The organism is Streptomyces atratus, assembly GCF_900119365.1.
Lineage (GTDB): Bacteria > Actinomycetota > Actinomycetes > Streptomycetales > Streptomycetaceae > Streptomyces > Streptomyces atratus_B.
Map to the genome: position 1 here is coordinate 145670 of NZ_FPJO01000015.1, position 11593 is coordinate 157262.

The window sequence follows — 11593 nt, forward strand, 5'->3', positions numbered from 1 at the left end:
TCGGCAAATTTGATTGCCGGAACAGCAAACAGCGCATCCCTAGAGGGTGTCCTCCTCCGGTTCGCCGACCGTCTGCTCCGACCAGATGACCTTGCCCGTCTCGGTGTAGCGGGTGCCCCAGCGTTCGGCGAACTGGGCGACGAGGAACAGGCCCCGGCCGCCCTCGTCCGTCGTCGCCGCGTAGCGCAGATGCGGTGAGGTGCTGCTGCTGTCGGACACTTCGCAGATCAGGTTGCGGTCGTAGAGCAGGCGTACCCCGATGGGTGCCGTGCCGTAGCGCACCGCGTTGGTGACCAGTTCGCTCAGGATCAGTTCGGTGGCGAACGCCTCCTCCTCCAGGCCCCGGTCGGTGAGCCACTGGGCGACGTTCTTGCGCACCCCGGCGACGGCCGCCGGATCGGTGGCCACGGCCCACTGCGCGACCTGGTCGGGATCGAGCGTGCGAGTGCGGGCCACGAGCAGGGCGACGTCGTCGTCCGGCCGGTCCGGCAACAGCTCGGCGAGCACGTCGTCGCAGGTCTCCTCCGGCGTCCGGTCGCGGCCGGCCAGGGCGTCGCGCAGCAGGCCGAGACCGGTGTCGATGTCCCGGCCGCGCCGCTCGACGAGACCGTCCGTGTAGAGGACCAGCCGGCTTCCCTCGGGTACGTGGAACTCGGCCGCCTCGAAGGGCATGCCGCCGATGCCGAGGGGAAGTCCGGTCGGGACCGCGGGGCACTCGACGGTGCCGTCCGGAAGGACCATCACGGGCGCGGGGTGGCCGGCCAGCGCCACCGCGCAGTTGCCGGACACCGCGTCGTAGATCGCGTACAGGCAGGTGGCTCCGGCGATCTCGGGATCACCCTCCTTGGCTTCGTCCCGGTCGATCCGGGCCACCAGTTCGTCGAGATGCCCGAGGAGTTCGTCGGGCGTGGGGTCCAGTGAGGAGAAGTTGTGGACGCTGGTGCGCAGCCGCCCCATGGTGGCCGCGGCGTGCAGCCCGTGTCCGACCACGTCGCCGACGACGAGCGCCACCCGGGCGCCGGGCAGCGGGATCACATCGAACCAGTCGCCGCCGACCCCCTCGTACGCCGGCAGATAGCGATGGGCGACCTCCAGGGCGTTCTGCTCGGGCAGGACCCGGGGCAGCAGACTGCGCTGCAGCGTCACGGCCAGTGCGTGCTCCCGCGTGTAGCGGCGGGCGTTGTCCACACCCACCGCGGCCCGCGCCGCCAGTTCCTCCGCGAAGGACACGTCGTCGTCGTCGAAGGGTTCCGAATCGCCCGAACGCCAGAAATTGGCCATGCCCAGGACGGTGCCGCGGGTGTGCAGCGGCACCGACACGATCGAGTGGAATCCCTGCACCCTGATCCGCTCGGCCACGTCGTAGTCCCAGTTCCGCCAGCCCAGCTTCTCGAAATCGCTCTTCAGATCGGCATCGTCGCTGTGCACCCGCATGGCCCGGGTCCTGGTGGGGACGAAGCCCACCACATGGCCGACCGGATACAGCGGATGGTCCGCGCGGACCGCCGCGACGGCGGTGCGGCGCATCTCCAGCGTGCCGCCGTCCGGCACGACCGGTTCGTCCCCGCGCCGTACGGGGTCGGCGAGGTCGACCGTCGCGGCGTCGGCGAAGCCGGGGATCGCCACGTCCGCCAGCTCCTGGGCCGTCCGGGTCACATCGAGCGTGGTGCCGATCCGGGCGCCGGCCTCGTACAGGAGCAGCAGCCGTTCGGTCGCGAATTCCGCCTTTCCCGTGACCGCGCGGAGTTCGGTGGTGTCCCGCAGGGTCACCACCGTGCTGGGCGGCCCGCCGTGCGCGTCGGTCGGACGGAGATTCACGGCGAGCAGCCGGCTGCCGGCCCGCAGCACCTCGTCCGTGACGGTACAGCCGGAGACCAGCAGGTCCGCGGTGTCCGGGTCCAGTCCGAGTTCCGCGACGGCCCGGCCCTCGGCGTCCGGCGGCAGGTCGAGGAGTCTGCGGGCCTCGTCGTTGGCCAGGGTCAGCCGCCGGTCGGCCCCGACGATCAGGACGCCCTCGCGGACGGCGTGCAGCACCGCGTCGTGGTGCTCGTACATCCTGGTCATCTCGGTGGCCCCGAGCCCATGGGTCTGACGGCTCAGCCGCCTGCTCAGGAGCGCCGCACCGCCCGTGGTGAGCGCGAGGGCGACCACCGCGGCGCCCGCGCTGAGCGGGATGGAGCGGTCCGCCACGCTGTTCACCGACTCGACGGTGACCCCCACCGAGACCACTCCGGCGATCGAGCCGTCCGGCCGGGGTACGGGCACGACCGAGTTGACCGACAGCCCCAGGCTTCCGGTGAAGGTCCGGGTGAATCCGTGCCCGGCCAGCGCCTCTTCGTAGGGGCCGATGAGGCGTTTGCCGATCAGCGCGGGGTCGGGGTGGGTGTAGCGGATGCCCTGGGGGCCCGCCACGACGACGGACTCGACATGGGTCCGTCTGCGGACCTCCTCGGCGCTCGGCTGCAGGATCGCGGTGGGATTCTTGCTGTCCAGCGCCGGTACGATCCCGGGCGAGTGGGCGAAGGTCTCGGCGACGCTCAGGGTGTGGGCGCGCGCCTCGGCCATGCTGTCCCGGCGCCCCTGCACCACCAGCGCCACCGCCCCCGCCGCGACGAGCAGCAGCACGAGACCGATGACGAAGACGAAGACCTGGCCGGCCACGGTGTGCACGCTGAACAGGGCACGCAGTGGGCGGTTCGGGGGCCGGCCGGCCATGTCCGGGCCGGACGGCGCGGGTGCCGCCTGGCCCGTGCGTCCTCCATCGTGCCGATGTGATCGCCGGACGGAGCGTCGCAGCCGCGCCCGGAATCGGCCGATACCAGACATAACTTCAGGTCTAGCATGAATCGCACCTGCCCGAGAGGTCGCTGGTCAGCGGTTCAGAACCCGCCCCCGTCGAATCCGCCGCCGCCCCCGAAGTCGCCTCCTCCGAAGCCGCCGCCGTCGAATCCCGACGAGTCGAAGTCGGACCCGGAGAAGTCACCGCCGCTCCAGTCCCCGCCGGATCCGAAGTCGCCGCCGCCGTACTCCGCCGCGTACGCCGGACTCGACAGCATGGAGCCGAGCACTGTGCCGACGAGCAGCCCGGGGAGCAGACCGCCGCCGAAGTAGCCGCCCGCCCACGGACCGTACGCCGGGCCCGCCTCCCAGTAAGGGCGGCGGCCGTCGCCGGTGTCGACGGTGCGGCTCAGCGGTTCCTCGCCCTCGCGCAGCCGGACTTCGTCCGCCGCGCAGACCGGGACCTCGCGGGCCGTGCCACCGGACGGGGACCACCGGGCGTCGGCGACCGAGGGGCCGTGGCGCGGGTCGAAGAAGCACGGCGGGCGGCGGGCCGGCAGTTCGCCGCCGGTGCGGCGGGCCTCCAGGACGGCGAGGGAGAAGCGGCCGTCCTCCAGGGCCCGGGTGACCCCGCGCACGTCGGACGGGTGCCGGGCCCGCTCCATCCGGGACTTCGCGCTCTCGTAGGAGTCGAGGGCCCGCTCGTAGTCCGCGCGCATGTTGTCGTCGGCGCCCGGTTCGGCCGGGTGGAAGTCGAGCCGGTCGAGGGTCTCGCCGTACGCGGTGATGTCCTCGTCCACGACGACCCTGAGCCTGTCGAGTGCGGCCCGCTCCTCGGCCTCCTTGCGCCTGCGGCCACGGCGGACGAGCGCGTAGGCCGTGCCGCCGCCCAGCACCAGGACCACGCCGGCCGTGATCAGCCCGACGGCGGACGAGGACCCGCCGCCCCCGGACGAGCCGCCCCAGGAGGCGGGGGCGCTGCCCCGGGCCTGCTCGACGGCCCGGTCGACGAAGGCGTTCAGCTGCGTCGCGGCGTCGGTGTCCGCGCCGGGCGTCTTCACCGCTGCGGTGAGGTTGTGGACCGCCCGGGTGGACATCACCTGGGGGTCGGCGCCCGCGTCGAACCCGTCACCGAGGCGGACCGCGTAGACGCCGGTGATCCCGGTGTCGGTGCGCAGGGTCGCCAGCAGGGTCTTGGCGGGGAACGCGGAGGTCCGGGGCAGCACCGCCACGAACACGGGCTTGTCGGCGTCCTTGATCTTCTTCGTCAGGGCGGCGGCCTGGCCCGGTGAGAGCTGGCCGGACGCCGCCGGGTCGACGTACACCGGCCCCTTGCGCAGGGCCTGCGCGACGTCGTCGACGGTGGATGCCCCCGTCGCGGCGGGCGCACCGGGCGCCATGCCGAGGACGGCCGCCGCCAGGATCAGCAGCAGGCCGGCCAGCATCGTCGGGAACAACCTGTTCCGCATACTTCGAAGCTAACCCGGATGGGTGACGCGTGCGACAGCCGTCGCGCGCGGTACTCACCGGCCCCTGGTGAGCCGGATGGTGTCGCGGTACCACTTGGCGCTGTCCTTGAGCGTCCGCTCCTGTGTGCCGTAGTCGACGCGGACGATGCCGAACCGCTTGTCATAGCCGTAGGACCACTCGAAGTTGTCCATCAGCGACCAGGCGAAGTAGCCCCGGACATCGGCCCCGGCGGCGCGGGCCGCGGCGACGGCGGCGATGTGGTCGGCGAGATAGGTGGTGCGGTCGGCGTCGTGGATCTGCCCGTCCTCGGAGACGGTGTCCTCGAACGCGGCGCCGTTCTCCGTGACGACCGTCGGGACGCCGTACTCCTCCTCCAGACCCACCAGCAGGTCGGTGAGGGCGGTGGGGGTGATCTCCCAGTCCATCGCGGTACGCGGCAGGTCGCGCTCCACCCCACGGGTGACGGGCAGTCCTTCGGCGTCGGCCGGGGAGCCCTCCTCCGTGACGCCGGAGAAGAGGGTGCCGCGGTAGAAGTTGACGCCGAGGACGTCGATCGGGGTGGAGATGACGGCCAGGTCGCCGTCCCGGACCGGGAGCTCGGCGTTCCGCAGGGCGAGATCGGCGACGACGTCCTCGGGGTAGGCGCCCTTGACCAGCGGGTCCAGGTAGAGGCGGCGGCCCATCCCGTCGGCGCGGCGGCAGGCCTCGGCGTCCTCGGGGCTGTCGGTCTCGGGGGTGGCGGTGCCGAGGTTGAGCGTGATGCCGAGTTCGAGTTCGTGGCCCCGGGCGGCGGCCGTCTCGCGGATGTGCCGCGCGGCGAGGCCGTGGCCCAGGAGCAGGTGGTGGACGGCCCTGATCGCGTCGCCGAAGTCCTGCCGGCCGGGCGCCTGGTTACCGTACGCGTAGCCGAGCATGGCCGAGCACCACGGCTCGTTCAGTGTCGTCCAGTGCTTCACCCGGTCACCGAGCGCGTCGTAGGCGAGCGCGGCGTACTCGGCGAAGCGGTGGGCGGTGTCACGGGCCGGCCAGCCGCCCCCCGCGGGGGAACCGCTGATGTCGCCGGTCTCCAGCTCCTGCGGGAGGTCCCAGTGATAGAGGGTGATCCAGGGGGTGATGTCCCTGGCCTCCAGCTCGTCGACCAGCCGCTTGTAGAAGTCCAGCCCCTTCGCGTTGGCCGGTCCGCGCCCGCCCGGCTGGATGCGCGGCCAGGACAGCGAGAACCGGTACGTGTCGACGCCCAGGTCCGCGATGAGCCGCACGTCCTCGGGCATCCGGTGGTAGTGGTCGCAGGCCACGTCGCCGTTCTCGCCGCGGACGACCATGCCGGGCACCCTGCAGTACGTGTCCCAGATGGACGGGGTCCGGCCGTCCTCGGCGGCGGCGCCCTCGATCTGGTACGCGGCGGTGGCGACGCCCCAGCGGAAACCGGGGGGCAGGCCGGGGACGGCCGCGGCGGTGATCGCGCGCGCGTACTTCTCGGCAGTGGCGGCGGTGGTGTTCATGGGGCTCCTGTGGTGTGGGTGGGGTCGCTACGAGCGGGAGGTCATGGCTGGGGCCTGCCCATGGAGCCAGCAGGCGACCGTGCGGGGGTCGGCGTCGTCGGGCGCGGCGAGCACCGGGACATGGGTGGCGCAGACGTCGAGCGCCCGGCCGCAGCGGGGGTGGAAGGCGCAGCCGGCCGGCATCGCGGACAGGTGCGGGGGCGAGCCGGGGATGCCGGTGAGTTCGCGGCGGGCGCCGTGCAGGGCGGGGAAGGAGTGCAGCAGCCCGTCGCTGTAGGGGTGGCGGGGGTCCCGGTAGATCGAGGAGGCCGCCGCCTCCTCGACGATCCGGCCGCCGTACATGATCGCGATCCGGTCCGAGAACTCGATCAGCAGCGAGATGTCGTGGGTGATGAAGACGACCGAGAAGCCCAGCTCCTCGCGGAGTCTGACCAGTTGGCGCAGGATCTGGCGCTGCATGACGACGTCCAGGGCCGTCGTCGGCTCGTCCATGATGACGATCTCGGGCTCCAGCGCGAGCGCCATCGCGATCATCACGCGCTGGCGCATCCCGCCGGAGAGCTGGTGCGGGTAGGCGGGGAGCCGGTCGGCGGAGATGCCGACGAGCTCCAGCAACTCCCGGGCGCGGGCGGTCCGTTCGGGCCGCTTCAGCTCGGGGCGGTGGGCCCGGAGTACGTCGGTGAGCTGGCTGTGGACGGTGTGCACCGGGTTGAGCGAGTTCATCGCGCCCTGGAACACGATGGACAGCTCCTGCCAGCGGAAGGCCCGCAGCTCGGCGGCCGACAGGGCAAGCAGGTCGAGCGCCCCGCCGCCTTGCCGGTGGTAGTGGACCTCGCCGCCGGTGATCACCCCCGGCGGCGGCAGCAGCCGGGTCACCGCGTACGCCAGCGTGGACTTGCCGCAGCCCGACTCCCCCGCCAGGCCCAGGACTTCGCCCCGGTGCAGGGTGAGGTCGACGTCGCGCAGCGCGTGCACGGCGCCGTCCCCGGTGCCGTAGTCCACGTTCAGGCCGCGGACGGTGAGCACGGCCTCGTTGCCGCTCATGAGCCGGTCTCCCTGTCGTCCGTACCGCGTGCCGCGGATGCGCGCGTCACGGGGGTGAAGCCGACCCGCATCCGGACCTTCCGGGACGCGCCGGTCTCCGTGCGCAGGCGCGGGTTGACGAACTCGTCGATCCCGAAGTTGATCAGGGCGAGCGACATGCCGAGCAGGGCGATGCAGAGCCCGGCGGGGACGAACCACCACCAGGCGCCCTGGGCGAGGGCCTGGTTGGACTGCGCCCAGAACAGGACGGTCCCCCAGTTCCAGTCGGAGATGTCGGCGACGCCGATGAAGGCGAGGGTGATCTCGGAGAGGATCGCGAAGATCACGGTGGAGACGAAGCCGGAGGCGATGACGGCCGTCAGATTGGGGAGCACCTCGAAGAAGATGATCCGCCAGGTCGATTCGCCGGTGGCGCGGGCCGCCTCGACGTAGTCCCGGCGGCGCAGCGAGAGCGTCTGGGCGCGCAGCACCCGCGCTCCCCAGGCCCAGGAGGTGAGGGCGATGACGGCGGCGATCAGGATGTCGCCCGCGTCGGAGACGAAGCTGGCGATGATGATGATCAGCGGCAGCCCCGGGATGACCAGGAAGACGTTGGAGAGCAGCGAGAGCAGTTCGTCGGCGGTGCCGCCGAGGAAGCCGGCGCTGACCCCGATCACTACGGAGAGGACCGTCGCGAGTATCCCCGCGACGAAGCCGACGACCAGGACTCCCCGGGTGCCGACGAGGATCTGCGAGAGCACGTCCTGACCGGTCTGTGTGGTGCCGAACCAGTGGGCACCGGAGGGCGGCTGGAGCAGTTGGTCGCTCATGGTGTCGGGGTCGTACGGGGCGATCCACGGTCCGACGACCGCGATCACGACGAAGAAGGCGAGGATCCCGAGGCCGATGACGGTCTTGCGGCCGCGCAGCAGGCGCATCCCGCGTCTGCTGCGCGCCCGGGTACCGGCCGGATCGTCGGTCCCGGCCGGGCCGGTCACGGCGGCCTCGGTGGCGGTGGTGGCCATTTCCTAGGCCTCCCTTCGGGTACGGGGGTCGAGGACCATGTAGAGGACGTCGGCGAGGAGGTTCGCCGCGAGGACGGAGAGCGTGATGATCAGGAAGACGCCCTGCATCAGGGGGTAGTCCTTGGCGCCCACGGCCTGGAAGAGCTGGTAGCCGATGCCGGGGTAGGAGAAGACCATCTCCACCAGCAGGGTGCCGCCGACGATGAAGCCGAGTGAGAGGGCGAAGCCGGAGATGTTGGGGAGGATCGCGTTGCGTGCCGCGTACCCGAACATCACCCGGCGCTCGGATAGCCCCTTGGCCTGGGCGACCATGACGTAGTCCTCCGAGGACACCGTCACCATCATGTTCCGCATGCCGAGGATCCAGCCGGCCACGGCGCTGAGCACGATGGTGAGGCCCGGCAGCGCCCCGTGGTAGAGCGCGCTGGAGACGAACGGCCAGTCGAAGGCGGGCACGAGCGAGCTGTCGTAGCCCCCGGCGGCCGGGAAGAGCGGCCACTTCACGGCGAACAGGGCGATGGCGATGAGCCCCAGCCAGAAGTACGGGATGGCCGAGATGAAGGTGGTGACGGGCAGCAGGCTGTCCATCCAGGAGCCGCGCCGCCAGCCGGTGAAGACTCCGATGCCGGTGCCGAGCAGGAAGCTGATCAGTGTGGTGATGCCCACGAGCGCGAGCGTCCACGGCAACGACTGGGCGATCACCTCGCTGACCGGCGTCGGGAAGAAGGTGAAGGAGAGCCCGAGGTCGCCGTCGAGCAGATGCGACCAGTAGTCGGTGTACTGCTGCCAGAGCGACTGCTGCTCGTCGAGGCCGAAGAGCGCCTTGAGCGAGTCGACGGCGCCGGTGTCGAGCCGGCCCTGGAAGCGGGCGAGCAGCGCCTGGACCGGGTCGCCCGGCATCATGCGCGGGATCAGGAAGTTGATGGTGATGGCCGCCCAGGCGGTGACCAGGTAGAAGGCGAGCCGTTGCAGCAGGTATTTCACGCCGCGCTTTCCTTCCGGGGCTCGTGGCGGGCTTCCCCGCCGTCCGCGTACAGCCAGCAGGCCGCCCACTGGCCGCCTTCGAGGTCGAAGCGGGGCGGCGCCTCGGTGCGGCAGCGCGCCATGGCCTTCGGGCAGCGGGGGTGGAAGCGGCAGCCCGGGGGCGGGGCGATCAGCGAGGGCGGTTCGCCGCTGCCGGTCTCCTCCTGCTCCGCCTCGGCGACCACCCGGTCCGGGTCGGGCGCCGAGGCGATGAGGAGCTGGGTGTAGGGGTGGGCGGGGTGCTGGGTGACGGTCTCGCTCTCCCCGCCCTCGACGATCCGGCCCGCGTACATCACCAGCGTCGTGTCCGCGAAGTAGCGGGCCGACGCGATGTCGTGGGTGATGTAGAGGACCGCCAGGCTCAGCCGGTCCTTGAGGTCCTTCAGCAGGTTGAGCACGCCGAGCCGGATAGACACGTCCAGCATCGAGACGGGCTCGTCGGCGAGCAGCACCTGGGGATCGGCGCCGAGTGCGCGGGCGATGGCCACGCGTTGGCGCTGTCCGCCCGACAGCTCGTGCGGGAACCGGTCCAGGTACTGGTGCGCGGGGGTCAGCTGGACCCGGTCGAGCAGCGCGGTCAGGTTCTCCTCCAGCTCCGCCTCGCCGCTGCCCGCCCGGCCGTGGATCCGCAGGGCCCGGGTGAGGTGGTAGCGCACGGTGTGCACCGGGTTCAGCGAGGCGAACGGGTCCTGGAAGATGAGCTGGACCCGGCGTACGTAGGCGCGGAAGGACCGGCCCCCTCCGGCCTTCACGGGCGCGCCGTCCAGCCGGATCTCACCGGCGGTGAGCGGATGGAGCCGGGCGAGCAGTCCGGCGACGGTGGACTTCCCGGAGCCCGACTCCCCCACCAGCGCCGTGACGGTGCCGCGCCGCAGTTCCAGCGAGACGTCGTCGACGGCGTGGACGGTACGGCGTCTGCCCGTGACGAGGTCGCGTCCGGTGCGGCGTACGGGGAAGTGCTTGGTGACGGAGCGTGCTTCGAGCACGACGTGGTTCGGTGCGGGCTGATTCGACATGGCCGTTCCCTGTGTCCCGTGTCCCTGGCTCTACTTGGCGGGTTCGAGCTTCAGCACGATCTGGAGTGCGGACGGCTGGGTGTGCTGCGGCGGGGCGTACGGATCGGCCTCGCTGGGCCAGCCCACCCAGTTCTTCGTGGAGTACTCGGCTCCGATGGGGGCGGCGGCCGTCGGGATCATCGGCGCCTGCTCGACCATGATCTTCTGGAGGGTGTTCATGGCCGCGGTGCGGGCGGAGTCCTCGGTGGCGCCCGCGAAGTCCTTGAGCGCCTCGGTGGCCTCGTCGTTCTTGAAGCGGCCGAAGTTGCCGAGCTGGGACGCCTTGCCGACGGGCTGGAGCAGCGCGCCGTCCATGATGTTCTGGTACATGTCGTACGGGGTGGCGCCACTGTTGGTCCAGTGCAGGGTGGCGTCGAAGTTGCCGTTGGCGACGTCCGCGCCCCAGGCCTCCGCCGTCTGCGTCTTGACCTTGGCCTCGATGCCGAGCTGCTTGATGTTGTCCTTGATGATGGCGAGACCGGTGATGTAGTCGTTCCAGCCGGCCGGGTCGGTGAGGGTGAGCTTCACCGGCTTGCCGTCCGGGTCCTTCAGTACGCCGCCGCTGAGCTCGAACCCGGCCTCGGCGAGCACCTTCTTGGCGCCCGCCACGTCGGGTGCGGTGGTGGCGCTCTTGTACTCGGGGGCGAGGAAGGACTCACCGGCGGGCAGCGGGATTCCGGTCGGGTTGGTGATCTCCGGGTAGAGGGTGGCCTCGGCCTGGGTGTAGATCGCCTTTCGGTCGACGACCATCGCCATGGCCCTGCGCAGCGCCGGGTTGTCGAAGGGCTTGCGGGCGGTGTTGAACCAGAGTCCGTGGACGCCGAGCCCGGAGGGGAACCACAGCTTGTGGTTCTTCGGGTCCTTGGCGATGAACAGCTGCTTGTAGTTGGGCATGAAGACGAACGACCACTCGACCTTGCCGTTCGCCAGTGCCGTGGTCGCCGCGCTGTTGTCGTTGTACGCGGTGTAACGCAGCTCCTTGACCTCGGTCCGGCCCTTCCAGTAGCTGGGCGTGGCGGTCAGCGTGGTGGTCTGCGGGGTGAACGTCTTCAGCTTGTACGGGCCCGAGCCGACGGGTGTGCGGTTGGGCCAGGTCTCGGGGTTCTTGACGCCCTGCCAGATGTGCTTGGGCACGATGAACTGCTGGATGATCTTGTTCTGGTTGACGTACTGGGACTCCTTGAAGGTCAGCTCGACCTGCTTGCCCCGCACCGCGATCCCGTCGAACGGGATGCCGTTGCCGTTCAGCGCCGGGTGCTTCTTCAGGAGCTCGAAGGTGTACGCGACGTCGTCGGCGGTCAGCGGCTTGCCGTCGGCCCACTTGGCCTTGGGGTCGAGAGTGAAAGTGACCTCGGTGAAGTTGGACTCCCACTTCCAGTCGGTCGCCAGCCACGGGGCGGCCTTGTCCGCGGGCCGGATCTGGTTCGTCATGGCGAGGGGCTCGTAGATCATGAAGCGGTAGCCGAGCGTGGCGCCCGCCGAGGTGCTGAGGAACGGGTTGCTGTTGTCGGTCTGCGGCCCGTCCGGCTTGCCCAGGTTCAGCACGCCAGAGGCGCCGCCCCCTTTGTTGGCACCCGAGTTGGCGGACGAGCAACCGGCGGCGAGCAGGACCGCCGCGGTGGCGATCGAGAGCGCTCTCAAGGTGGCGTGACATCGTGCGGACATGGCGACTCCAGGAGGGAGGTTCGGGAGGCTCTGGGGGTGAGGAGGGGCAGGC

8 protein-coding genes are annotated in these 11593 nt (G+C 71.0%); all 8 read right to left on the reverse strand.

The features are described 5' to 3' along the window. Positions 1–39 precede the first annotated feature (39 nt). The 8 genes from BT364_RS23985 to BT364_RS24020 all read right to left on the reverse strand — a co-directional run bounded on the left by BT364_RS23985 (position 40) and on the right by BT364_RS24020 (position 11541). Complete coding sequence (locus BT364_RS23985) at positions 40–2715, reverse strand: SpoIIE family protein phosphatase (protein ID WP_079179602.1); 2676 nt, start codon at positions 2713–2715, stop codon at positions 40–42. Positions 2716–2879: 164 nt separating this feature from the next. Continuing rightward, the gene (locus tag BT364_RS23990; protein WP_072487301.1) at positions 2880–4247 is read right to left on the reverse strand and encodes a hypothetical protein; all 1368 of its coding nucleotides are present in this window, start codon (positions 4245–4247) and stop codon (positions 2880–2882) included. A 54-nt stretch (positions 4248–4301) separates the two neighbouring features. Next, complete coding sequence (locus tag BT364_RS23995) at positions 4302–5750, reverse strand: GH1 family beta-glucosidase (RefSeq protein ID WP_072487302.1); 1449 nt, start codon at positions 5748–5750, stop codon at positions 4302–4304. A 27-nt stretch (positions 5751–5777) separates the two neighbouring features. Next, positions 5778–6794, reverse strand: a complete 1017-nt coding sequence (locus BT364_RS24000; RefSeq protein ID WP_072487303.1) for an ABC transporter ATP-binding protein — start codon at positions 6792–6794, stop codon at positions 5778–5780. Next, the gene (locus BT364_RS24005) at positions 6791–7798 is read right to left on the reverse strand and encodes an ABC transporter permease (protein WP_072487304.1); all 1008 of its coding nucleotides are present in this window, start codon (positions 7796–7798) and stop codon (positions 6791–6793) included. Before BT364_RS24005 ends, BT364_RS24000 begins: the two co-directional genes overlap by 4 nt. 3 nt (positions 7799–7801) lie before the next feature. Continuing rightward, the gene (locus tag BT364_RS24010) at positions 7802–8782 is read right to left on the reverse strand and encodes an ABC transporter permease (RefSeq protein WP_072487305.1); all 981 of its coding nucleotides are present in this window, start codon (positions 8780–8782) and stop codon (positions 7802–7804) included. Then, positions 8779–9837, reverse strand: a complete 1059-nt coding sequence (locus BT364_RS24015) for an ABC transporter ATP-binding protein (RefSeq protein WP_072487306.1) — start codon at positions 9835–9837, stop codon at positions 8779–8781. Before BT364_RS24015 ends, BT364_RS24010 begins: the two co-directional genes overlap by 4 nt. A 30-nt stretch (positions 9838–9867) precedes the next feature. Beyond that, positions 9868–11541, reverse strand: a complete 1674-nt coding sequence (locus BT364_RS24020) for an ABC transporter substrate-binding protein (protein ID WP_072487307.1) — start codon at positions 11539–11541, stop codon at positions 9868–9870. Positions 11542–11593 lie beyond the last annotated feature (52 nt).